A 24413-nucleotide genomic window follows, 5' to 3' on the forward strand; every position below is an offset into this window, starting at 1 on the left:
TTGTACTTAGAAAAGACTTTTAAAATAAAATGATTCAATATGAAGTCTGGAGAAAGACAAAGCCTCTGACAGTCTTAAATTAATATAGACAGAACAGCCTTTCAGAAAAACTGAAAGGCTGTTTTTATTACTTAAAAATCTCCTGATCATAAAGCAGATGATCATCTTCATCAAAACTTATTATCAAAACTTTATATTGTTTGGCAGTGTCGTTATTGAAGAATTTAATTCTCGGAGGAACATTATCGCTATCAAATAGATTCGGGTTCCAATATAGAGTTTCGCGGGTATCGTTTTCAATTTTTACATCATCATCTAACATTTCAACAAGGAATTCCGATGGTTTATCATAGCCTTTTACAATAGATGAATTATTCTTTTTTGTTTCCTTTTCATCATTCTTAGATTTCATATTGCCTCTCATTGTATAGATGGCTACGGCATCACCTATTAATCCGGCTCCTTTGATAATTTTAACCATAGCAATATTGCCGATAGGAAGGTTAGAGATCATGGAAGCATCAGTAGGAATTTCATCCAAATAGAGCTTAGCTTGCTGGCCACGGATATAAGGTACATTGATTCCCGAATTGTTTCTTTGAAATGATAAACCGGCAGCTCTTCCTTGTAGCCAGTCTAAGATATTACTCGAGCCGGCAGCATGTTGATCTTCATTAACGAAATCAAATATGGTAGAGTTGACGGAGCTAAACATTCCGGTGGATAGTTGTTTATTTAAGTCTTCTTTGGGGTCTTTCTTTTTTCCGACTAATTTTACCTGCTCAATTTGTATGTCATTGTCCTCTATTTTTTTATTGTTTTTTTGAGTATTGATTGCTCTGGAAATGGTTGGAGGAAGGGCTTTGCTCGTATTAGCTTTTACCAGAGTATATTTTGTCCCCGGGAAATTGCCTTTAAATTGATTAGGTGTAACCAATGGTTCTACCGTGACGAATACGTTATCTGTACCGGATTCTTTATTATTTTCCGAATTGGTAAATACCGAAACCTCTAAAGGATCATTGTAGTTAAGATTATTTAAATAAATATATCCGTTTTGATCCGTTTTAAATTGCTCAAAAACAGGCTCACTTTTGCCTAATTTCAATACTAAATTAACTGTAGTATTGATTAGTTGGGCATTATTTTTAATAGGTTTTAGTTTATAAGAAAGAAATTGTTGAGAACGGGTTGTTATGGTAGGTGTAGCTCCGCTAAGTACAGAATTCCAGTCGAATCTTTTCCAATTTTCAGAAATAAGCAAGGCGTCCAAAGCTTCGCTATTGGCATTCTTAGAAAAATATTGGGCAGGCCGGTCTATTTTTGTCGTAAAATCTCCCGTTAACCAAAGGCTGCTCAGTAAATTTTCTTCTTCCGGGTTTTGAGTACCATCATCTTCGCTTACCAAAACCGTGTAATTTTTAAAATAAGAATCCGGGGAAAGATCAATACTATTGAAAGATCTTGGAGTTTGTTTGATCTCCTGACCTATAATTTCAGCTTTCTCAATCTTTAAATTATTAGGTTTTATAAAGCAAAGCCTTTTGGCCACAAGGTTGTCCTGATCGTCAAAAATGGCCAACTGCAAAATACCGTTAGCTCCATTGCTGATTTTAGTCGGAATAAGACTCGAAGCTTCATTGATTAGCTGGCTGATATTGGCTTTGTAAGCAAGGTGATTATTGATTGTTCCAATGATTTTATAATTCTGAAGCTGTTGTTTGAGATTGACTCCTTTTAAACTGTATTTTATCCCTTCTTTAGAGCTGGTAGCTTCTAGATGAAGACCGCTGTCTGCGACTTGTGGCAGATCTGTCGTTTTACTTTTTCCGGTGTTATCCTGAATAATAACTTGGTATTTTTTTCCTAAAACCGGTGTGATGGTAAAGGATGCCACGTTCTTATCAAAAGATTTAAATGTAGTTATAGAAGTATTGGGGTTTTGGGTATCTATTACTTTTCCGGTCCAGTTTTCCGGCAAATAAGTATTGCTTGATAATCTTACTGCAAATTTAGTAGGCACTCCATTAATAAAAGTTCCACCCTCAGGAAAGGCCTTTGCAGACCAATCGGAGCTTTTGGAAATAACCAATGATTCCGGGGAATTAGGGTTATAAATCGGAATTGTTTTAACAATCTGAAAATCTTCATTAAAATTAGTCATGTAAGGTGTATAGGCTCTTACATAATAAACCTGTTCAGGAAGATCCTCTTTCAACTGGAAATCTCCACTGCCTTCACCGTTGGTTAGCAGGATGGTTTTCCAATCTATTAATTTTTTATCAGCATTATACAATTCAACAAATAGGGTAGTAGATAATGTGGAACGGTTATAACCGTCAAATACAAAGCTTTTAAACCAAACCTTGTCACCGGCTGCATATTGTGATTTGTCGGTAAGTACATATACTTTTTCCTGTTCGTAGTTATCCTCAAGATTTGTAATTGCTTTTTCCAGTTTCGTTTGAGCCAATATAGGCTGCACCATGGAAAGGAGCAATACACCAAATATATTTTTCATAGAAATCTTAACGCATTTTAATTCAGCGCTAATTTAATCATTTAAAGATTCGAAAATTGATATTTGGGTATTTCAAAAGAAAGAAGTTATTAATTAATACCTTTAGACTAGGGTTTATGAGCAATAGAAAATTTGTTAATCTATAAAATTGAACAAGTATTGAAGTTTCTTTATTCTTCCTTATGCCGGGATAATGCAATAATGTTGTTATTTATTTATTTATTTATTTATTTTCTGTGTCATTAATACTAGAACTTTCTGGTATCTTTTTACAGTGTTAAATAAATTATTGTTGTGGAAAATAGGTATGATGTTTTTTTGCCTATTTTCGGTAAAAATTTCGATGTGTTTTATAGGATAAGAAGTAATTTAAATATATCAATTGTAATTAATAAAACGGATATAAAGAACATTATTAATATTGTTCCTCAGATTGTATGGAAGAGAAACTTTATTATTAAAAAGACAAATACTTGCCTTATCTCATCCAATACAACCGTACGTTGTCAGATACAACTATAAGTAGCATAATTACAACCAAGAATATCTATAATCCTGATATATATGGATGACCTGACTGCTATCTTTGTCCTGTCAAAAAGATTTAAAATACAAGAATATGGACATAAAAAAACTAGGCGATAAAATCGTTCATGCACGAAAAGAAAACAGAATGTCCCAGGCACAGCTTGCGCAACTCCTGTTTATCAGTCCGCAGGCGGTTGGAAAATGGGAACGTGGAGAATCCGTACCTGATTTTATTACCATTAACCGTCTCTCTGAAATTTTTAATTTGGATCTCAACTATTTTTCAGAGAATGTACCATCTCAAAAAGACGGGGCAGTCATTAAAAATACAGCCAATATTACTGACCAAGCTGAACAAAAAAATAGTACAGAGATTACCCCTTCAATTTCTGTGAATGAACCATTACTTACTGATTTTAGTGGAGGGGCTTTCGTAGGGACGGATTTTGCAGAAGTTAACGCTCCGGAGAGAAAATTTTGGGGAAGTGATCTGAAGGGAGCCGATTTTTCCAAAGCAAATTTAAGCGGCAGTTCTTTTAAGAATAGTGATGTGAGTGATGGTAATTTTGAAAGTGCAGATCTTACAGATTGTGTACTATCTAATAATAACCTCTCTGGAACAAATTTTAACAAAGCTGTTCTGCTTCGGACAGAGTTTTCCTCATCTGATCTTACTCAGGCAAGATTTACCAATATAAACTTAATTGATGTAAGGCTGGTGAGTGGTGATCTGAGAAAAACAATTTTTGAAAACTGCGAATTTGACGGAGTAGATTTTAGCTCTTCAGATATGAGTGGGATTTGTCTGGATAGACAGCTTTTCATTAATGTGAAATTTGATAATGCCAGACTGAAAGGGGTTTCTTTTAAAGGATCTGCGTTAAAAAATGTTTCATTCCGATCAACATTTGCACTTACCAACAGATACTATAAAACCCTTAAAAGTATTGATTTTGAAGGTGCAATGATGGATAAATTAACTTATGCAGCCCTCAGAGGAGCTGGGGTAGATTTACCGAATGTAATAACAGTATAGATTGTTTGATAATAGTCAAAGTGCTTCGTTGAATACATAAAATACTGATTGCATTTAAAAAAAATAAACATTAGAAATAAAGATTAACCCCAAAAAATAAAATAATATGTCATTTCAAACTTACATTAAAAACATTGAAGAAAAAACCGGAAAATCCCGTTCTGATTTTGAAAATTTGGCTGCTGAAAAAGGATTTACCGAAGAAGGAAAAATAAGGAAGGGAGTGAAAGCAACAGAAATAATCAATTGGTTAAAAGAAGATTTTGAACTAGGACATGGACATGCTACCGCTATGTATGCCTATATTAATGGAAAGCGTGAATAAAATTGAATTTTTTCTATTCCTGTAAAAAAATAATGAGGCTGTCTAAAAAGTCAAATAATTTTGGCTTTTGTCATTGACTACGTCGAATCTTCGATTTCTGACGTAGGAAGAATCTCATTGATTATCATTTATTTGAGATTTTTCACTCCATTTCTGAACTACGTTCGTAAACTTTCAGTTTATGTTCAGAATGACACTTTTTAGACACCTTCATTATAGTTAAATGTGAAGAGGGTATTTTTCAGATCACTTCTTTAGAGTACAGAATTGTTAAGCCAAATTAAAATAACATTATTCTATCCAAAAATGTCCTATAGAATAGGTTCTGGCTTTACCGGCCACAATTACTCTTTCGCTTTTGTTTTCACAATAGAGTTGGCCGCCTCTTTCTGATAACTGGCGGGCAAAAAGCTTATCTTTTCCTAATCTTGATGCCCAGAACGGAATGAGAGAACAATGTGCAGAACCGGTTACCGGATCTTCAAGAATTGAGGATTGCGGTGTAAAATATCTTGAAACAAAGTCACTGTCGGTACCTGCTGCGGTCACAACAACGCCTCCCGGATCCAGATTAAGAAGATCAAAAACAGATCTTTCAACATTGATCTTTTTGATATCTTCCTCGGACTCATATAGCAGAACATAGTCTCTTGATTTGAAGACCTCTTTAGGCTGTATATTAAGAGACCTGATTATATTATCCGGAAGTGTGGAAGGTTCAGGCATTCTTGACGGAAAATCCATATAGTAAAATCCGTCTTTTACCTCTACTGTTAATTCACCACTTTTGGTTTCAAAAATAATTCTGCTGTTCGGATAGTTTAAGATGGAAGCTAAGCAATGAGCCGTAGCAAGAGTAGCATGTCCGCATAAATCCATTTCAATTTCAGGCGTAAACCATCTTAGATGAATCGTGTTGCCATTGTCAATAAAGAAAGCTGTTTCTGCCACAGCATTTTCACGGGCTATTTTTAAAAGGATGTCATCGGGTAGCCAGTTTTTTAACGGGACAACGCATGCAGGATTTCCATGGAAAATCTCTTCTGTAAACGCATCTATTTGATATAATTCTAACTTCATGATTGAGAAATTTTAGGTAAGTGGCAAAGATAATCTATTTTAGAACAGGTATTTGATTTACTGTATTTTTTAAGTATACCGCTGGGCATTTTGACTTAAAATCACGTGAGTTAAAATATCAAAATGCACAACGGAGTTTAAATATATTTTATGGTAAAATTCAACGCTGATATTTTTACGATTGTGTTGTTTTTTTAAATACAGAAAAACCCTTCGATGATTCACTTTTTTCTTTTGTTTTTGATGAGAATACAGGATGTTGACTCAATATTTTCATGGTTGGTGATTCACCTTTCCAGCCCATGCTTTTATCCAGAAAATAAAAAACAGAGCCATCATTGGTTGTAATCTCAAAAAAATAATCCGTGAATTTGTTCAGTGTATGTCTTACAGGCATATAGGTTATTTCTTCTATTTGCTCAGAAGGATAAGACTTTTCGTTGATGATCAGGCTGTTATCGGCTAGTAAAACGTCCGCAGGTGGAAGATGTTTTCTTAGCATTCGATATTCTGTAGAACAGACCAATAATAAAAAAAGAAAACATAAAATACTTGGCATAACCCAAATAAAAAGTTCTTTTTCTTTAGTGTAGATAGAAAGTGATATTGTAATTACATGAATACCAATGACAATGAATCCATATCTGGAAAAAAAGAATTCAAAATAACTTGGGTTTAATTTTTTCATAAATAATAGTGTTGGGTTGTCGCTGCAATGAAATTAAGCGAACAGAAAATGAATTTCATTCTATAAAAATACAAAAGTTTATAGAAAAATTTAGTCTGATATTTCTCAGTGCCTATGGAAAAGCCTATTTATACAAGAAAAATAGGTTTGCCGGAACCATCCATGCAATAAAATCTATCATTTGTTTATAGAATCAAATCTAATTTGTTTTCGAATTATATCTATGGGGTAAAGTGTTGTATCTAAGAAGTATATGGTAGTTTTGTACTTACAAAAATTAAAACACAAACTTATTATAGCGAACCTTAAAATGCCTAATATAGAACGTGTTTTATAAGTGACGACTTGTCAGGCATTTTAAGTTCACCAAAAATATTATAACCAATGGAAATACCGGCTTTTATATAGAGGAAATCGTTCTCTTTACAGAACTTTACTTTAGTATTCTCCGAACTTACCTTAATTCGAACCTTAAAAACAATCAAATGAAAGAAAGGATACGTTTTCTAATACTCGCTTTTGGAGTATTTTATTCTTCTGTTAATGTATTGCACTCCCAAGTTGGGATTGGTTTATTAAATCCACAAGGGGCTTTACATATAGATGGTGCTAAAGATAATGCAGCAACCGGGACGCCGACAGCAGCACAAGTTGCGAATGATATCATTATTAATAAAACAACAGGTTTCATTGGAGCAGGAGTACTTAATCCCCAGGTTAAACTCGATATGAGATCTGCAGGAGCAGAAAATGCTTTAGGGCTTAGTACAACTACGATGACTGCTGTAGATGCCGGTGCAGGAGCGGTGAGGTATGATGTAGCTAATATTCCTACAGGTCCCAAAATTGAAGTTTCAGATGGAACAGTTTGGCATAAAGCCTATATTGCCCCTCAAAAAGCAGTGGTAGTTGCCCGAAAAATAACCAGTCAATCCATAACACAAAACACAGCTACCAATATCAACAACTGGAATATGGTACGGGATATGAGTAATAGTTTTGATGCCACGTCTGGTGTTTTTACGGCTCCTCGCGATGGTACGTATACCTTTCTATTGACCTTTAATTTTAATGGAGCTGTAATCAATGACGGATCCAGAGTAGAATCACAATTTTACAATACTACTACGAATACCGTACTGGCATCTGTTTACAAAACGTTCGGACAATCTATGACCGGAACTGCTGACGATGCGAACTCCACACGGTCGACACAGGCAGGAGGATCAAGTACCGTAACCCTTACTCTGACCGCCGGTACACAAGTTGTAACAAGGCTTTGGCATAATCTGGTATCAAGTGGCTCTGTGGCACTCAGGGTGACTACTAACCCTGCAGATCCCACAAATCCTGATGATGGATTTAACAATTTAACCATTATAGAACATTAAAAATAGATGATTATGAAATTGAAAATTAGTTTCGTTTACCGGTTAATAGCTTGTATTCTATTTTTTTCTTCAGGTATAATAGCCGCTCAGGTTGGTTTTTTTACTAATAAGCCCCTGAAACCATTGCAAATTGATGCTGCCAAAGATAATGGAGCTACTCCCGATGCATTAAAGTTATCTAATGATGTAGTTGTAGACTCAATTGGAAATCTGGGGGTTGGGGTTTTAAATCCTATCACAAAAGTGGATCTTCGCTCTTCAGATAATAAAGGACTGATTGGTTTGGGAGCCGGTACCCAGACACCTGTTGAAGCCGGTGGTGGCGCAATACGCTATAATGCAAATGGCTATTTGGAATATTCTGATGGTGAACAATGGATTGCTTTGCCCCTTACCGCCCCTACCAAAGCCCTTGTAAATGCCAGTAAAAGTACTGCTCAGAGTATTGCAAGCGGTTCGACGGTCTATATATCAGATTGGATTGAAACGGTAGATCTGGGAACAACAGCCAACGGTGATTTTAATCCTTCTACCGGAGTATTTACTGCACCTCGTGATGGTTTTTATCTGGTTTCTTTCAACATTACTTTAGCCAACGGCGCTATCCCGAAAAATACATTTATAGAAACTGCGATAGAAAGTGACCGCAATATTGAGAATATTCAGACTTATAAAACGGTCAATTCTTATCCTGCATTTCAGGCTGGGGTAGTGAGTAATTTTATAAGTGGAAATTGCAATGCGATTTTTAATCTTAAAGCAGGAAATACAATTAAATTTAGTGTAAAACACAATATAGGTTCTGCAAGAAACACCCTGAATGACGGAAAATTTAATAACCTTAGTATTAGTGAATTATAAAAAAATAATAATGAAACAATACAATATAATAAAGAACCTGGGAGCTGCTTTTGTTTCTCTTCTTTTCGGGACTCAGGTTAGTGCCCAAATTGGAATTGGAGTCGATAATCCAACAAATCCTGTTGAAGTTAAAACTGATGCCGGTAAAGTGATAATCGATAAATCCGGTAAGATAGGAGTGTTGGTTGCTAATCCGAAAGTAGCAATAGATCTACGCAGCGGAACTAATGGAACGGTTGCAATAGGGAATACGAATAAAACGGCTGTACAGGCCGGTGCCGGAGCTCTACGTTATGTTGCGAGCCCAGCCATTGGAGTAAAAGGATATTTGGAGTTTTCTGATGGAACAAATTGGGTGAGTTTTTTTCCGAAGGGTAAGCCTCGTATTGTTGTTATGGCGAATAAAGTGACTCAAGATACTTATTTGTTTGAAAGTGGAAATTCTTCAGAAATTGGAACTAAATCCGGAATTGTACAAAGGCGATCATCTTATTTAACCAATTGGACGGAAAAACTAGATTCCGATTCTGGCGTTCCTACCAATAATTTTGATCCGTCTACGGGAGAGTTTATTGCTCCCAGAACCGGAGTATATTTTGCAACCTTTACTTTTGCATTACAATCAAGCCAGGTAAATACCGGAGGAAATAACCAGACAGAAGCGATATGGGAAGTGAGAAACCCTGCCGGAACAATTACTCAAAGGGTAAAAACAAATAACGGATATGCTTCTGATACCGGAGCAAGTCCTAATGCTGTACCTGTAGGCTCTGCCTGTACTGTAAGTGTTTATTTGAATAAAGGAGATAAATTAAGACCATTCACCTGGATTACGGTAGCATTTGATGGGACGGTAAGTCAGTTTGATGTTTCAGGGAGCGGAGTTTATAATTCATTGACGATTGTGGAACAGTAAAAAGAATTTAATCTTTAAGTATATATCATTTTTTGTATAAAATGTAAAAGCCATCGGCTGGAAATATTTCCAGCCGATTTTTTGTGTTTTGTTTGGAGTGAGTATAATGTGAAATTATTGTATTTAATTGAATTTTAATTTGTTAATGCCGGTTTCCTAGACTTGAATTTTGAGATATATTGAATTGTTGTTCTAGTCTATTTTATCGGTATGTAACGAAATCAATCTTAGAAGCAATGATTACTCAGGAAAAATGAAATGAACCATGAAATGGATGTTGCAATACTTAATAAATTTGCTATATTGTTAGTCTGAAGTGTAAAGTATAAATAATACATATTAGGTGTATTTCAGAAAGCACCTCTTATAAAAACTATAAACCAAAACAAAGTAAAAACATGCGAATTGTGAAAAAAAATATCATTCTGTTGCTTTCTTTCATGGTGTATCTACCAACAAAAGCGCAAACAAACGCTTCCTCAGATTCTATAGCACAACGGAATTTATTTCAAAGTTTACAACCCGAATTTGAAAAATACGAAAAACAACACGGAAATTATATTCAGACCAATAATGTTAACATGCATTATTTGGAGTGGGGAGATAAAAAGAATCCAACATTGGTTTGGATTCCCGGAACGTATAGCAATGGGTATGAATTATATGAAATTATAGACCAATTGGTAAAAATGAACCTGCACGTTATTGCCATTGATTATTACGGACACGGATTTACCCCAATTTCTAAAAAAGATCTTTCCATTTATCATGTTGCGGATGATATCAAATTCCTTTTAGATACAAAGAAAATCAAAAAAGCAATAATTGGAGGCTGGTCAAGAGGAGGGACTATAAGTTCAGCATTTTATAATGCTTATCCGGAAATGGTTCAGGCTCTTATTTTGGAAGATGGCGGTTCTGTTGCCTGGGATTTTCAGACAAAGGCTGCCAACATTGCGAAAGATATTGAAGAAACCAAACAATATTATACCAACAAAAAAACAATGGTTTTTGATAACGAGTTTGATGCATATTGGTGGATGTATAACAATTGGGGGATAAAAGGAAAAGAAAAAGAAAAGCTGAAAAAAGAAATTTTTACTTCTTATGCCCGGATCAAGAAAAATGCAAGCGGAAAATATGAAATAAACCCTGGAGCCGAAGAACTTACCGGTGAAAACTCTGCAGAAGAAAACATCGCCATTATTTACACTCCTTTTACTTCCAACACTGCTTTCGGTGCCTCAACACACCAATTAAATCCTAAAATTATTTATCGGAATCTGAATAAACCTGTGCTCATTTTAGACCCTGTGAGTAAAAATGATTGGTTCGATTTTAAAGAAGAAAATGACAGGCTTACAGATGAACATAAACCTTTTATTGTTCACAAAGTATATGAAAATACCTGGCATGGCGTAAAAGACGAACGCCCAAATGAAGTAGTGAAGGATATTAAAACATTTCTACTGAATAATAAGCTGATCAAATGAAATTTTCACTTCTCTCTGCGCGAAGTCTCCTGACTTTGAGCTAGGTTATCCAAACAGCTGTAAAGTAAAAATATTTAAAAATGAATTTTAAGATCGTATTACCACTTTTATTATTTACTATCAATTTTGCTCCTGGGCAAAGCACAACATTAAAAAAGCCGGGGTTACTTGACAAATCACTGAAAAAGGACAGCGTTATTGCCGAGTTTTCAGAGCTCTATCATTTAACCAATACCATTCATCCCGGGCAATTTATGTTTTGTTCAAAAAATGAATTTGATACAACATATTCCTCTTTAAAAAACTCTATAAAAACCGATCTTTCTCTTGTTGAGTATTATAAATTGACAGCCACCTTAATGGCAAAAATTAAAGACGGGCATACAGCCGTTGATAGGGGACGAATTATTGATTTACTCAATGACAGATTGATTTTTCCTTTCAGTATCTATGAGATTAAGGGCAGCTATTATCTGGATAAATCATCCCAGGAAAATAAAGAATATACAGGATTGAGAATTCTAAAAATAAATGGAAAAGAGATCCATGCTGTGGTGAATGATATTAAACAATACATTCATGTTGAAGGTAGAAATGAAACAGGATTAAATGCGCGGTTTAGTAATTTTCCCTTTTATTATTTTATTTACGATCAGACAGAAAAATTTGAAATTGAGTATGTAGACCGTAACCAGCGTAAACTGAAACGTATATTTCAAGGAATGCCATTTAAAATGTATACCGGTATTATTTCAAAAAAAATGGAACCTTTAACCACAGAGTTCAAAACGAACGATTTAGCTGTTTTAAAATTCCGTTCATTTGAAAATGGGTATAATGAGGCAGATAGAAAAATTGCAGAGAAACAATTAGACCACTTTTTTATACGACTTGACAGTTTAAAGACTAAAAACTTAATTATCGATTTACGGGATAATAGCGGCGGCTCAGCAGATATTGCTAACTATTTATTTTCATATTTATGCAGCACTCCCTATTATTATTTTGATTATATGGGAGCAAAATATAAAAGCGTAAAAGACTGGAAGCATTACGCTCAATACCCGGACAATATTGAAGAAATAAATCTGAACGAAACAAAACTCAAGGATGGATTAAACTGCTACACAGAAACCAACAGTACAGATTGGTGGTTTAAACTCCAACAAAACAAGCCCAATTTTTACAAAGGAAAAATCAGCGTTCTGATCAATGGCAGTTGTTTCTCCACCACCGGACATCTGTTAGCATTGATGAGAGAGTATAAAATCGGGAAATTGTATGGAGAATATTCACAAGGAAGTAATTACAGTAATGCGGGAGGACAGGCATTTGTGTTGCCGTATTCTAAAACATTAGTTTGGATCCCTACTTTTCAGTACAGAATGAGAACTCCTCATTTCATCAGTGATCCAAAAGGAATTAAGCCGGACGTTGAAATACAAACAGAACCAGATGACCTGAGAATAGGGTTTGACAGACCAATGGATTTTGTGATGAAGCAAAACTAATTATGATGAATTTTAACTACAAAAGTCATAAAAGTTTTATTTTTTTAACACTTTAGTGCACTTTAGAAAGTTTAAAGAAATACTGCACATTTAAGTTCACATAAGATGAAAATCTTTGATTTTCAACAAAACTTTAGTGTACTTCTTATACGGAAAGTATATAACTTAAATAGCTTAAGTGTTTAAAAAATCTTTTGTGACTTTTGACTACGTCGAACCTACGATTTGTGGTTTAATAAAAAAATAAACAGTATTATTATTCTGATTCCGGTTTTTTTTAATCATAAAATCCTTAAATCTAGGTAGTTTCCCGTTCGTATTTTATTTGTAAGTTAGTGTCGCAAAAAATAGGACAGTATAAAATACACCGAACAGCTTTAATAAAGGAGAATTCATACTGTTTTATTTCTCACTATTAAAAAAATATACACCAAAACCTAAAAATTATTAATATGAAGAAGGCACTGATTATTCTGTCAATAGGCACTTTGCTTGCTGCTTGTAACAAAAAAGCTGAACAAAAAACGGATGCTGCAAAGGATACTGTCGCCATAGAAAATCCTACAGCTATGGAAAAATCTTCGGGTGGAACTACCCAATTTGATATCAATTCCATACCGGTTTCCAGCGCTGAAGTGGGTGAATTACCCTTTTTCAGTTTTCCCAAAGGGTTGGGCTTCCAAAACAAACCGGTACAAAGAAGTTATGACCTGCTGTTTTTTCCACTTAAAGGCGTAATGACACCAATAGAAGGAAAAGTATGGAAAACCTATGTAGTCAACGAGAAAAGCAATACAGAAGAGTGGTCGTTGCCTTATTTTTTGAAAAGCTATGATGATGCGATTACAAAAGTGGGGGGTGTAAAAGTATTTGATGGTAAAGTTTCTCAGCAAGAGCTTGACAGAATAAAAGAAGAAGCCAAGTATTTTGGAGAAGAAGGCTCTATAGATTATTGGAATGAACCCGTAAAAGTGTATGTCATAAGAAGACCAAATGGCGATGATATTTATATTCAACTTTATGGAAATACGGCGACCGGAGCAATACAAATTCTACAGAAAACACCATTTGAGCAAACAATTTCAATATTAAAATCTGATGAAATAAAAAAAGCATTAGATGCCACAGGCAAGGCTGTATTGCATATTAATTTTGATACAGACAAAGCGAGTTTAAAACCCGATGGCAAAACAGCCGTTGATGAAATAATAAAGGTCCTGAAAACCGACAGCAATCTAAAACTTGCCATTAACGGATATACAGATAACAGCGGAAATGATGCCCATAATGTTCAACTCTCAAAAGATCGTGCTACAGCAGTATTGAATGCTATTACTATTTCAGGTATTGATAAAACAAGACTTTCAGCAGAAGGCTTCGGCAGCAAAAATCCGATTGCAGATAATAGTTCTGAAGAAGGGAAGGCGCAAAACCGTAGAGTGGAGCTGGTAAAAAAATAATGAAACCCTTATAAGAATATAGGATTAGATATTCTTTTGCTTAAAACAAATCTCAACGAAAGTTGGGATTTGTTTCATTTTAAATTCTGCTGTACAAAGACTCTTCAAATTGTTTTTTTTTAAATTTATAACTATTTTATATAAAGCGGATTCTATAGTCTGTATTTATGTTTTTAATAAAATATTTGTTTTGTAATGATTAATAATTTATGAATTTTAATAAAATTTAAATTTAATTCACGTATAATTGATTATTATTATGTAATTTTAGTTGTATAAATCAACGGACTAATAATCAAATATGAAAATTTATTTATTAATTTCTTCAGGAGGCCCTGCTTTAAACACTAGCTTAATAAGCGCTATACGAATTCTGTTAGCGCGTATTGGGCAAATTCCAACAGTTCATCCCAAAAAGAAAAACCTCATTATATAAATAGAGGTTCTTTTGCTTATAGAAACACAAACACACAACCTAAATATTAATTATATGAAAAATTTATTTTTCTGTGGCATCACTATGCCCAAAGTAGTACTGTCTACATCATTACTTGTTACAAACATTTTGTGCTATGCACAGCTTGAAAAAACCTATGCAACCAGCCAAACTAACCAGGTTTATGGAGTCTGTGTACTTTGCTCTGTTCAGAACCCCCAAAAAGCAGTAGGTTCTAATGAAACCGACTATGCTACTATTAATCTCCCTGTAGGTCTTGATGCTAGTATTGAACAGGAATTTACATTTCCTTTGGCTCCTGCATACCGTAAAATTTCTATTGGTATTGGTACTGCTAATACTCCTACAAAACAACAACTCCAAAGAGAAATTTACGTTGAAACTTTTAATAATAATGTATCTAATGGTGATAGAAGAAGAGTGGTTGACAACATGTATAAGGCAACAACAAACAATAAAAGAGGAACTATTGAATTTGTTGCTGAAAAACAATTTGATAAAGTAATAGTTTCCATAAACAGTGGATCAGTGGGAATCAATCTGGCTGAAGAGCTAAGGATTTATTATGTCCATCATCTGCCAACACAATTTACTGCTTGCGGGAATCCTCCTGTGGATCCATATGTTTATTATCCGATGGATGGAGATCTCAATGATAAAATAAGAGGAAAATATCTTTCATCTTCTGGTCATCTATTTTCAGACGGAAAATGTGGAGAGTCCATTGAAGACGTATTAGGAGGGACGGGGCTTGCGACTGTTGCTGTAGATAAAGCAACTTTGCTAAGCACTGGTGCAACCATTTCATTTTGGGGAAAAATAAAGACAGTCAATCCGGGGCTTGTATCCTATATACGAGTATTTGATATTCAAAACATGGAATTTATGATTGCTACCGATAATACCTATTTATTTCAAAATTTCACCCCTGAAGCCCCCGAAAACATCAATTTTGGTCTTAACCCTGATGAGTTTGCTCATTATTTATTAACGTTTTCTCCAAATGGAGATAACTCAACACTTACTTTAACATTGTATATAAATGGAGAGAGACAAGGGGAAATACAAAATTGGGACACTCCTAAAGATGATAATTTTATACAGTTCCATTTAGGGAAATCAAGTATTGATGAGCTAATCATTTATAATAGAGAATTGACCGATGAAGAAATTCAATCATTTGCAAACCTTTATAATAGACCATCAAACCTTATAGCTTCTAAAGCTCAAAGAGCACCAGCCAGCGAAATATTTACCCTATCTCCAAACCCTACTACAGGGCAAATTACGTTGAATGGAGATATTCAGTTTGCAGATGCTGAGATTTTCGTTACCAATACTTTTGGAAAAAAAGTATATAGTTCAAAATTCCAATCTAAAACTTTTGAGCTCCCTGCCACATTGCCGGCAGGTATTTATATCCTTAATCTTAAAACAAAAGAAGGTAAAATATATTCTCAGAAAGTGATGCTGAGAAGGTAAAAACTATTTTCAATAGCTATACCATAAATAAGGCAGGTTATGAGATAAAATAACCTGCCTGTTTTTTAGATGTTTTAAAGGCTTTCAGAAGGCTTGGGCAGCTGTAGATAATAGTTCTGAAAAGGGTAAGGCGAAAAACCGTAGAGTGGAGCTGATAAATAAGATTATTTCCTTTAAACTTGCTCCAAAATCAGGAGACTTCAGAGAGCGGATGTAATCTAAAAAAAAAAGAGATGAATCAAACTGATTCATCTCTTTATTATATTGTTCTTGTATTAAGCCTCAATAAACTCCAAAAGATCTTTATTAATTGTTTCGTGCTCCGTAGTAGGCATTCCGTGAGAAAAACCGGGATACGTAATCAATTTTCCGTTTTTCAATAGTTTTGCGGATTTTATAGCCGAATTTTCGATAGGTACAATTTGGTCATCTTCACCGTGAAGAACCAAAACCGGAATGTCCACACCTTTCAGATCTTCAGTGAAATCAGTTTCAGAAAATGCTTTGATTCCCTCATAATGAGCTACAATACCACCCATCATTCCTTGTCTCCACCAGTTTCTTTGTACACCGTCTTTTACATTGGCACCTTCTCTGTTGTATCCATAGAAAGGGAACGTTAAATCAAAATAAAACTGGTTTCTGTTATTCAAAGTCTGTTCTCTGATCCCATCAAAAACTTCCATTGGAACCCCGTCAGGATTGTTTTCACTTTTTACCATTACCGGTGGAACAGCACTAATTAAAACTGCTTTTTTTGCTCTACCATTGGCATATTTATGGACATATCGGATCACTTCACCACCTCCTGTAGAGTGTCCGATGTGTACAACATCTTTCAAATCAAGGAATTCTACAAGTTCTGCAGCGTCAGAAGCATATTGTTCAATAGTGTGATTATAGATGTTCTGGCTTGAGCGGCCGTGTCCTCTTCTGTCATGGGAAATTACTCGGTACCCTCTCTGTAAGAAAAAGATAACCTGTGCATCCCAATCGTCAGATGATAATGGCCATCCGTGGTGAAACATCAATACCGGTCCTGCTCCCTGGTCTTTGTAATAAATCTCTGTTCCGTCTTTTAATGTAAGTGTGCTCATAGTTGTAAATTTTTAATGTTAATGAATATTTTATTTTATAATTTTTTTGTTGTCTTGATTCTTTAGCAAATGTATAACAGTTCGTTTTCACAGAAATTAATCTAGTTTAATTTCGTACATTTTGATAACATTTTTTTGTTTGGGTAGTTTAATTTAATTTCTGACCCAATCTTTTTCTCAGATCATTATTAAATCTTAGCATTTTGGTATCATCAAATAGCTTCTGAACAATGAAGTTTACACGTTTTTTTCTAATTTGCGGCCGTAAAATAAATGTATGTTTCAAAATATTATCAAAAACATCTCACGATTTGTGATCCTGACCCCGGAAGAAGAAAATATATATGAAGGTTTGCTGACCCTTCAGAAGTTCCCGAAGAAAACACATCTTCTGCGCGAAGGAGAGATTTGCCAGTTTGAAGGGTTTATAAAGGAGGGCTGTGTCCGAACGTATTATCTTGATGAAAACGGTTTTGAAGTAACCCTTCTGTTTGCTGTTGAAGATTGGTGGATTACCGATATTGATTCTTTTAATAATAGAACACCCTCGAAGATTTTTATAGAAGCCCTGGAAGATACCGAAATTTATATGTTGAATCCGGAAACTAAAGAGGAACTGATGCAGAAGGTTCCGAAGTTTGAAAGAGCATTCCGGCTGATGATGCAGCGGTATGTGGTGACGCTTCAAAACCGACTGGTTAACACCATTTCTCAACCTGCTACAGACCGTTATCTGGAATTTATCAGGGTTTATCCTACCATTCCGCAGCGTGTAGCACAGTATTATATTGCATCGTATCTTGGCGTTTCAAAGGAGTTTGTGAGCACCATCAGAAAACGTTTAGCGAATAAAGAGAAACAAAAATAAGACATAGAAAATTTTCCTCTCCCGGAGCGGCCGTGAAAAATAAAAAACTGAAAGGTGGTTTATACAAAATGTGTAAACCACCTTTTTTATTTAGAGTAAAAGAAAAAGCAATTTATTAAACCAGTTAAATTTCTAAGATTTTTATCAGTTCTACATTTGCTGTATTAATTTAAACCATAAAAAATGATACAGGAAAACAAAACAGCAGAAGGCTTGGGAATGCCTTGGGAAGATATCTACGGATACGCACAGGCGGTAAAAAAAGGAAATACCGTTTGGATTTCCGGTCAGTTGGGACACAACAAAAATGGAGAATTGGCAGAAGGAATGGAAGAACAGATGAGACAAACCTATGCCAATATCAAAGAATTATTGGCAAGATACGATATGACGATGGAAAATGTGGTGGAAGAAGTTATCTATGCAATGGATATGGCAACAGCGTTTGAGGCAAGGAAAAATTTCAAAACAGAATTTTACAATCATCCTAAATCTGTAGCCAGTACAATGGTTGGAGTAAGTGGACTTGCATTGCCGGGACAGCTTGTCGAAATTAAAATTGTGGCGACTGTCTAAGTTTCTTTATATTCTAAAAATATGATTTATTAAACTAGTTAAATGTACATTATATTTCATCACTCTAAATTTACAGTATCAAAAAGACGGAGATTTTGGATTCATTAAAATTCTTGATTATTTCCGATTTGAACATTAGTTAATTTCAGAAAGTATAGAGGTTTTACTGATGAATTTTCCGATGGTGATGTAGTGATAAAAATTAAACAGTGTCTTTTTTAAGAGTGAAACGTATGAAGTGTCTAGGCTTGGATTTTATGATCTAAGCCTATTTTTTTTGTTTGTATTTAAAGTGTTGTTTTAAATTTAAATGCTTTATTATCATTGTTTTTTGTTGGTTGTTATTTAGGTTTTGATTAAATAGAGTGACAACGTTTGAAAATAAATTCAACTTTTTATCATTAAAGATGATTTATTAAACTAGTTAAATGTATAGTCTTTCTGACTGCTCTAAATTTGCCATATCAAAATCAAACAAATACTCAATAAGATTTTAAAATTTAGAATAAAATTCTTACTAAACAACATTTAAAAATTAAACATTATGAAAAAGTTAATCTTAACATTCGCAGCAGTAGTAGTATCGGTAACAGCATTTGCTCAGAACGCAGGGAAATCAATGCTGAATCCAACAAACCACGCTTTGGTTTTAATTGACCACGAAGGACAGATGGCATTCGCAACAAAAAGCATCAGCATGGAAGAGCTGAGAAATAATGTAGCCTTAATTTCCGGAGGTTCAAAGATCTTCAAAGTTCCTACAGTGGTAACTACAGTGGCAGAAAAATCGTTCGCTGGACCTGTTTTTCCTGAAATTTCAGAAGTTTATCCTGAAGCAACAAGTGGATATGTGGACAGAACTACGATGAACACTTGGGAAGATGTAAATGCTCATAAAGCCATCACAGGAAAAAATAAAAAGAAACTGGTTCTGGCAGGTCTGTGGACAAGCGTTTGTGTGGTAGGCCCGGCTTTATCTGCTATTGATGAAGGGTATGAGGTGTATATCATCACAGATGCTTCTGGTGATATTTCTAAAGAAGCTCACGATCAGGCGGTTACAAGAATGGTTCAGGCTGGTGCACGTCCAATTACATCTGTTCAGTATGTTCTTGAATTACAGAGAGATTGGTCTAGAAAAGAAACATATAAACCAGTGAATGATTTGATGAAAAAATATGGTGGGGCTTACGGTCTGGGAATCCAGTATGCACAGGATATGCTTAAACACTAATCAATTTCAACAATGGCAGGTTGAAAACCTACCTGCCTTTTCTTTTTCAAACCCCTAAAAGTAAATTATGAAATCAGTACATAAAATTCTATTCTCAATGGTGTTAGGAGCAGGATTGATGAATGCTCAGAAAGCTGACTTAATTGTAACCAACGGAAAAATAACAACGATGGATGATAAAAATCCGGAAGTTCAGGCAGTTGCCATTAAAGACCATAAAATTTTCCGGACAGGAACGAATGTTCAAATTTTAAAGCTAAAAGGAAGCTCTACAAAATTAATTGATGCTAAAGGAAACAGAGTAATTCCCGGATTATTTGATAGCCATTTACATGTAATTCGTGGGGGAAGATTTTATAACACAGAGCTTCGGTGGGATGGGGTAAAAACCTTGAAGAGAGCTTTAGAGATGCTGAAAGAGCAGGCTCAGAGAACACCGAAAGGACAATGGGTAAGAGTGATTGGTGGCTGGAATGAATATCAGTTTGAAGAAAAAAGGTTACCAACTTTGGCAGAAATCAACGAAGCAACGGGTGAGGTTCCAACTTTTGTGATGTATCTCTACGGAAAAGCCTGGTTGAATAAAGCTGGTTTAAAGGAATTGAATATTAACGGAGACACCCCCAATCCGTCTCAGGGTTTAATTGAAAAAGACAGCAACGGAGATCCTACTGGTTTGTTGGTGGCAGAACCTAATGCATTTATTCTGTATTCAACTTTAGCAAAATTACCTGAATTATCAGAGGCAGAAAAAGAAAACTCTACATTACAGTATATGACTGAACTTAATCGTCTTGGAGTAACTGCTGTGATGGATGCAGGTGGTGGTTTTCAGAATTTTCCGGACGACTATGGAACAACAGATGCTCTGAATAAGCAAGGAAAAATTACGGTTAGATTACCTTATTATCTGTTTGCTCAAAAGAAAGGTTCTGAATTGTCTGATTATACAAAATGGACCGGAATGGTTGATATTGATGATCACGGGCATAATGGCCACAATGAAATTGATTATCATGTGAATGGAGGTGGAGAAAACCTGGTTTCAGATGGTGCCGATTTTGAAAATTTTCTTTTTCCAAGACCGGAATTACCTGCAACAATGGAGAAAAATATGAAAGATGTGGTAAGTCTTTTGGTGAAAAAAAGATGGCCTTTCAGAATTCATGCAACCTATAATGAAAGTATTACAAGGTTTTTAAATGTCATTGAAGAGGTCAATAGAGAAACCCCTTTGAACGGATTGGTCTGGTTTATTGATCATGCTGAAACAGTGTCTGAAGAAAACATGAAAAGAATTAAGACCATGGGCGGAGGTATTGCAGTGCAACACAGAATGGCCTATCAGGGTGAAAGTTTCATCCACCGCTATGGTAAAAAAGCTGCTTTGGCTTCTCCACCGGTAAAGAAAATGCTTGAAATGGGAATTCCAGTAGGGTTGGGAACAGACGGAACGAGAGTGGCAAGTTATAATCCATGGGTTGCTTTATATTGGGTTACTTCAGGAAAAACTTTGGGTGGAACTCAGGTTATGGCAAAAGAAAACGCTCTGGACAGAAAAACAGCTTTATCACTTTCTACTTTTGGGGGGTATGAGCTTATAAAGGATTATGAAAAAGGAAAAATCAAAGAAGGATATTTCGCAGACCTTACCATTTTAGACAGAGATTATTTCAGCGTTAATGAAGAAGAAATTAAAGATATTACTTCAAAATTAACCATTGTTGACGGAAAAGTAGTGTATGGAGACGAAACATACAAACATGTTGCTCCAGCTTCGCTTCCTGTACTTCCAGAATGGTCTCCTGTAAAATATTACGGCGGGTATCAAACCAAATAATATTAAAATCATAGTAAACCTTAACCTAAAATTAGGCAGATTTTACAACTGAAGGGCTAAACATTCCCCTCCCTTGGAGGGGTGGCGAAAATTCAAAGAATTTTTGACGGGGTGGTTATCTCAAACCACAAAAACCTCATAACACTTAAGTAAAATATAAGTTATCATGCATGCTGTTGAAAAGAGCACTTAAGTATTATGAAAATCTCTGATTTTCATCTAAAGTGAACTTACTGATACAGTCGCAGTATAAACTTTCTTAAGTGAACTAAAGTGTCAGAAAAACACATTATGTAAGTAATACACTTCTCCAAACAGTTTCCATTAAATATAACCATCATGAAAAAGTTCATCCAAACCATCACCAATCCAAGCCTTGAAGGAAAATTAATTCACATTGCTTTATTGACTTTCAGAATAGCATTATCATTAGAATTAATCTTTGCTCACGGACTGAAAAAACTCGGAATAGGTGTTGTGGAAGCAGAAAAGGTTCCCAATCCATTAAATCTTCCGGAAGCATTCAACAGTCTTTTTGCTGACGCCGCTAATTTGTTTTTTCCTGTATTTGTCATCTTAGGATTATTGACAAGAGCAGCAGTTTTACCAATATTAGCGGTGACTTTAACCGGATATTTTGTCCTTCATTGGAATGATGCTTTACTGATAAAAGATACACCGTTTATGTATAGTTTATGTTATTTGTTTCTGCTTTTTGTGGGCCCGGGGAAATATTCTATTGATCATTATATAAGAAAAAAATTACAATGAAAAAGCTGATTAAGATAGTATGGATTGTTCAGATTATGCTTCCCATTGCGGTTTCAGCACAGTTTAAACTCATGAGGTTTGATGAGAATTATGCAGCGTACCGGGATTCAACAAAAACATTTTATAATTCTCTGAAATATATTCCGCTTTCTGAAAATAATAACGGTAAATATTTATCCTTAGGCGGAGAAGCAAGAGCGGAATTTGTAGAATTTAATAATGAAGACTGGGGCAGATTGGGAATTGGAAGCAATCCTTTTTTTATCCAGAGATATACAGTTCATGGTGATTTGCATTTAGGGTCAAGGGTAAGGGTTTTCGGACAGTTGCGAAGTGCCTGGGAGAACGGAAGGAAGAACGGGCCAAGACCAATAGATGAAGATCATCTTAATGTTCAGAACCTTTTCCTGGATGTAGATGTCGTTAAAAATGAAAAAGAAAAATTAACCGTTCGTGCGGGGAGACAGGAACTTGATTATGGAAGCGGAAGATTGATTTCTGTGCGGGAAGGTCCGAATTTAAGACTTTATTTTGATGGATTTAAACTAATGTATCAAAGAGGAAATTTCAAATCAGATGCTTTTGTGATGATGGCAAGCGAAATTAATACCGGAGCCTTTGATAATAAGATTTCAAAATCTGTAAGCCTTTGGGGAAGTTATAATACCTTGATTCTTCCGAAAAGTGGGAATTTAGAATGGTATTATCTGGGAATTCACAGAAAAGAATCCCGTTTTGAAGATGGAGTAGGAGATGAAACAAGGCATACTTTAGGCGGCCGGTTTTGGAAATATGGAGGCGGTTTTATTTACAACTTTGAAATGGCGTATCAGTTCGGGAACTTTAATAAAGGAACAATAAGTGCATGGACGGCTTCTGCGGATATAGGGTATATGTTTGAAAATGTGAAAGGAAAACCCACCATCAACCTTCGTAACGATTATATTTCGGGCGACAAAAACAAAGGAGATGGGAAATTGGGGACTTTCAATCCGCTCTATCCGAAAGGTGGGTATTTCGGATTCAATCCACAAATAGGACCTGTGAATCTTATCGATATACATCCTTATGCAACCATAGATTTGAGTAATACAATAACAGTTCAGGCAGATGTGGTTTTCAATTGGAGATATTCTTTACAGGATGGTGTTTACAGGCCAAGCGGCTCATTGAATCTCGCTTCCATGAACTCTAAAAAGAGATATATCGGAACAGCTTTTTTAGGCAGTTTTAATTATAAAATCAATAAATTTTTCACCTTTAATACTGGGATCCAGTATTTCAAAACCGGAGCATTTGTAGATGATATTATCGAAAATGACAAAGACGGACTTTTTATTAATTCAAGAATAGTATTCAAATTTTAATGAATCGGATCTTTTTAATTATCTCACGTCAATGCTGAGAATGATTTCTAAAACTAACTTTGATACATACTAAAACTTAAACATTTAAAACAATTATTATGAAAAATATAGTAAAGAATACATTGAGTAAATCCATGTTAATTACCGGGTTGATTTTTTCAACGTTAACTTTTTCTCAAACAACAACTGCAAATTCCTCTGTAGTTCCTACAGCTGTTGGAACTTCAAAAAACTGGGGTTCTGTGGATGGGATTTCAATGATTGGATTGGTTCAGGGACCCTCTTCTGCAGAAGCTCAATTACAGGTTGCCTGTGTTTTTGAATATACGGATAATGACATCCACAGTGCTCAGGCATTACCCGCAAACCTAAATGGATTGGTGCATTTGGATGAAGCTTTGAAAGGAGAATTTACAAAAATAAGACAAGGCGGTTACTTCAAAGGACATTCTTTGGAAACTATTTTGATTTCTCCTCCAAAAGGATCCATGTCTGCAAATAAACTGTTGCTAATTGGTTTAGGAGACCGAAACAAATTCACTCCAGAATTGATGACATCTGTGGGAGAGGTTGCAGCACGTGAAGCCATGAGATTAGGAGTAAGTAATTTTGCCTTTGCAAGCGATTTAAAAGATGCCGGTATTGATTCTCCAACAGCTCTGGTAGCAGGAAATGTAGTAAGAGGTATTGTGAATGCGAACCGCTCCGAAGTTTATTTGAAAGAACATAACCTTTCCAAAACTAAGAAATTAGAAAAAGTACATCTTCTGGCAGGGCCTTCATTCTTTGAAGTTGCCGGAGGGGGAATTAAAGAGGCTATTGCGGAAGTTAAGAAATAGCTTTACTCTGATAGGTTTAATTCACTGGAAAGTCTTGACTAATTCAGTTTAATATTATAAAATGCCGGATAT

At 35.2% G+C, this 24413-nt stretch carries 20 protein-coding genes; 16 read left to right on the forward strand and 4 right to left on the reverse strand.

Annotated features, from left to right (window positions below):
- Positions 1-127: 127 nt before the first annotated feature.
- A complete protein-coding gene (locus CW752_RS12015) occupies positions 128-2521 on the reverse strand; it encodes a hypothetical protein (RefSeq protein WP_101239955.1) in 2394 nt (797 codons plus the stop codon).
- 619 nt (positions 2522-3140) lie between these two features.
- On the opposite strand from CW752_RS12015, the gene CW752_RS12020 reads away from it, so the two are divergent.
- Both CW752_RS12020 and CW752_RS12025 read left to right on the forward strand, forming a co-directional pair.
- Positions 3141-4085, forward strand: a complete 945-nt coding sequence (locus CW752_RS12020; protein ID WP_101239956.1) for a pentapeptide repeat-containing protein — start codon at positions 3141-3143, stop codon at positions 4083-4085.
- A gap of 106 nt (positions 4086-4191) precedes the next feature.
- The gene (locus CW752_RS12025; protein WP_101239957.1) at positions 4192-4410 is read left to right on the forward strand and encodes a DUF4287 domain-containing protein; all 219 of its coding nucleotides are present in this window, start codon (positions 4192-4194) and stop codon (positions 4408-4410) included.
- 291 nt (positions 4411-4701) lie between these two features.
- Here CW752_RS12025 and CW752_RS12030 read toward each other — a convergent pair whose 3' ends face one another.
- Together CW752_RS12030 and CW752_RS12035 are read right to left on the reverse strand one after the other, a co-directional pair.
- The gene (locus CW752_RS12030) at positions 4702-5490 is read right to left on the reverse strand and encodes a PhzF family phenazine biosynthesis protein (protein WP_101239958.1); all 789 of its coding nucleotides are present in this window, start codon (positions 5488-5490) and stop codon (positions 4702-4704) included.
- Positions 5491-5665: 175 nt separating this feature from the next.
- A complete protein-coding gene (locus CW752_RS12035; RefSeq protein ID WP_101239959.1) occupies positions 5666-6178 on the reverse strand; it encodes a hypothetical protein in 513 nt (170 codons plus the stop codon).
- A gap of 485 nt (positions 6179-6663) precedes the next feature.
- Here CW752_RS12035 and CW752_RS12040 point away from each other — a divergent pair, with 485 nt between their 5' ends.
- The 7 genes from CW752_RS12040 (at position 6664) to CW752_RS12070 (ending at position 15749) form a co-directional block, all read left to right on the forward strand.
- Positions 6664-7569, forward strand: coding sequence for a hypothetical protein (locus tag CW752_RS12040; protein WP_101239960.1), 906 nt, complete (start codon positions 6664-6666; stop codon positions 7567-7569).
- A gap of 12 nt (positions 7570-7581) precedes the next feature.
- On the forward strand, positions 7582-8430 hold the full coding sequence (locus tag CW752_RS12045; RefSeq protein WP_101240009.1) for a hypothetical protein: 849 nt from the start codon (positions 7582-7584) through the stop codon (positions 8428-8430).
- 10 nt (positions 8431-8440) lie between these two features.
- The gene (locus CW752_RS12050) at positions 8441-9346 is read left to right on the forward strand and encodes a hypothetical protein (protein ID WP_228401731.1); all 906 of its coding nucleotides are present in this window, start codon (positions 8441-8443) and stop codon (positions 9344-9346) included.
- 407 nt (positions 9347-9753) lie between these two features.
- The gene (locus CW752_RS12055) at positions 9754-10839 is read left to right on the forward strand and encodes an alpha/beta fold hydrolase (protein ID WP_228401733.1); all 1086 of its coding nucleotides are present in this window, start codon (positions 9754-9756) and stop codon (positions 10837-10839) included.
- An 80-nt stretch (positions 10840-10919) separates the two neighbouring features.
- Positions 10920-12350 (forward strand): S41 family peptidase, encoded by a 1431-nt coding sequence (locus CW752_RS12060; RefSeq protein WP_101239961.1) that lies wholly within the window; start codon positions 10920-10922, stop codon positions 12348-12350.
- A 452-nt stretch (positions 12351-12802) separates the two neighbouring features.
- Positions 12803-13810: an OmpA family protein gene (locus CW752_RS12065; protein WP_101239962.1), complete on the forward strand. Its 1008-nt coding sequence runs from the start codon at positions 12803-12805 to the stop codon at positions 13808-13810.
- Positions 13811-14300: 490 nt separating this feature from the next.
- The gene (locus tag CW752_RS12070) at positions 14301-15749 is read left to right on the forward strand and encodes a LamG-like jellyroll fold domain-containing protein (protein ID WP_101239963.1); all 1449 of its coding nucleotides are present in this window, start codon (positions 14301-14303) and stop codon (positions 15747-15749) included.
- Positions 15750-16024: 275 nt separating this feature from the next.
- On the opposite strand, the gene CW752_RS12075 is transcribed toward CW752_RS12070, so the two are convergent.
- On the reverse strand, positions 16025-16846 hold the full coding sequence (locus CW752_RS12075; protein ID WP_101239964.1) for an alpha/beta fold hydrolase: 822 nt from the start codon (positions 16844-16846) through the stop codon (positions 16025-16027).
- A gap of 277 nt (positions 16847-17123) precedes the next feature.
- Here CW752_RS12075 and CW752_RS12080 point away from each other — a divergent pair, with 277 nt between their 5' ends.
- From CW752_RS12080 to CW752_RS12110, 7 genes are all read left to right on the forward strand, one after another.
- Positions 17124-17714: a Crp/Fnr family transcriptional regulator gene (locus tag CW752_RS12080; RefSeq protein ID WP_101239965.1), complete on the forward strand. Its 591-nt coding sequence runs from the start codon at positions 17124-17126 to the stop codon at positions 17712-17714.
- Positions 17715-17897: 183 nt separating this feature from the next.
- Entirely contained in the window at positions 17898-18290 is a 393-nt protein-coding gene (locus CW752_RS12085; RefSeq protein ID WP_101239966.1) for a Rid family hydrolase, read from the forward strand.
- Positions 18291-18834: 544 nt separating this feature from the next.
- On the forward strand, positions 18835-19524 hold the full coding sequence (locus CW752_RS12090) for a hydrolase (protein WP_101239967.1): 690 nt from the start codon (positions 18835-18837) through the stop codon (positions 19522-19524).
- A 67-nt stretch (positions 19525-19591) separates the two neighbouring features.
- The gene (locus CW752_RS12095; RefSeq protein ID WP_101239968.1) at positions 19592-21364 is read left to right on the forward strand and encodes an amidohydrolase; all 1773 of its coding nucleotides are present in this window, start codon (positions 19592-19594) and stop codon (positions 21362-21364) included.
- Positions 21365-21703: 339 nt separating this feature from the next.
- Entirely contained in the window at positions 21704-22135 is a 432-nt protein-coding gene (locus tag CW752_RS12100) for a DoxX family protein (protein ID WP_101239969.1), read from the forward strand.
- Positions 22132-23502 carry an alginate export family protein gene (locus CW752_RS12105; RefSeq protein ID WP_101239970.1) on the forward strand — a complete coding sequence of 457 codons (1371 nt, stop codon included), beginning with the start codon at positions 22132-22134 and terminating at the stop codon, positions 23500-23502. The genes CW752_RS12100 and CW752_RS12105 overlap by 4 nt, the downstream gene beginning before the upstream one ends.
- 98 nt (positions 23503-23600) lie before the next feature.
- A complete protein-coding gene (locus CW752_RS12110) occupies positions 23601-24341 on the forward strand; it encodes a M17 family peptidase N-terminal domain-containing protein (RefSeq protein ID WP_228401735.1) in 741 nt (246 codons plus the stop codon).
- Positions 24342-24413: the final 72 nt, after the last annotated feature.

The organism is Chryseobacterium sp. PMSZPI, assembly GCF_002835665.1.
GTDB lineage: Bacteria > Bacteroidota > Bacteroidia > Flavobacteriales > Weeksellaceae > Chryseobacterium.

Coding starts and splice junctions, on each gene's coding strand:
- CW752_RS12105 (WP_101239970.1), top strand. CDS start 22,132: ATGAAAAAGCTGATTAAGATAGTATGGATTGTTCAGATTATGCTTCCC.
- CW752_RS12095 (WP_101239968.1), top strand. CDS start 19,592: ATGAAATCAGTACATAAAATTCTATTCTCAATGGTGTTAGGAGCAGGA.
- CW752_RS12065 (WP_101239962.1), top strand. CDS start 12,803: ATGAAGAAGGCACTGATTATTCTGTCAATAGGCACTTTGCTTGCTGCT.
- CW752_RS12045 (WP_101240009.1), top strand. CDS start 7,582: ATGAAATTGAAAATTAGTTTCGTTTACCGGTTAATAGCTTGTATTCTA.
- CW752_RS12025 (WP_101239957.1), top strand. CDS start 4,192: ATGTCATTTCAAACTTACATTAAAAACATTGAAGAAAAAACCGGAAAA.
- CW752_RS12075 (WP_101239964.1), bottom strand. CDS start 16,846: ATGAGCACACTTACATTAAAAGACGGAACAGAGATTTATTACAAAGAC.
- CW752_RS12030 (WP_101239958.1), bottom strand. CDS start 5,490: ATGAAGTTAGAATTATATCAAATAGATGCGTTTACAGAAGAGATTTTC.
- CW752_RS12110 (WP_228401735.1), top strand. CDS start 23,601: ATGAAAAATATAGTAAAGAATACATTGAGTAAATCCATGTTAATTACC.
- CW752_RS12080 (WP_101239965.1), top strand. CDS start 17,124: ATGTTTCAAAATATTATCAAAAACATCTCACGATTTGTGATCCTGACC.
- CW752_RS12015 (WP_101239955.1), bottom strand. CDS start 2,521: ATGAAAAATATATTTGGTGTATTGCTCCTTTCCATGGTGCAGCCTATA.
- CW752_RS12040 (WP_101239960.1), top strand. CDS start 6,664: ATGAAAGAAAGGATACGTTTTCTAATACTCGCTTTTGGAGTATTTTAT.
- CW752_RS12090 (WP_101239967.1), top strand. CDS start 18,835: ATGAAAAAGTTAATCTTAACATTCGCAGCAGTAGTAGTATCGGTAACA.
- CW752_RS12035 (WP_101239959.1), bottom strand. CDS start 6,178: ATGAAAAAATTAAACCCAAGTTATTTTGAATTCTTTTTTTCCAGATAT.
- CW752_RS12020 (WP_101239956.1), top strand. CDS start 3,141: ATGGACATAAAAAAACTAGGCGATAAAATCGTTCATGCACGAAAAGAA.
- CW752_RS12060 (WP_101239961.1), top strand. CDS start 10,920: ATGAATTTTAAGATCGTATTACCACTTTTATTATTTACTATCAATTTT.
- CW752_RS12085 (WP_101239966.1), top strand. CDS start 17,898: ATGATACAGGAAAACAAAACAGCAGAAGGCTTGGGAATGCCTTGGGAA.
- CW752_RS12070 (WP_101239963.1), top strand. CDS start 14,301: ATGAAAAATTTATTTTTCTGTGGCATCACTATGCCCAAAGTAGTACTG.
- CW752_RS12050 (WP_228401731.1), top strand. CDS start 8,441: ATGAAACAATACAATATAATAAAGAACCTGGGAGCTGCTTTTGTTTCT.
- CW752_RS12100 (WP_101239969.1), top strand. CDS start 21,704: ATGAAAAAGTTCATCCAAACCATCACCAATCCAAGCCTTGAAGGAAAA.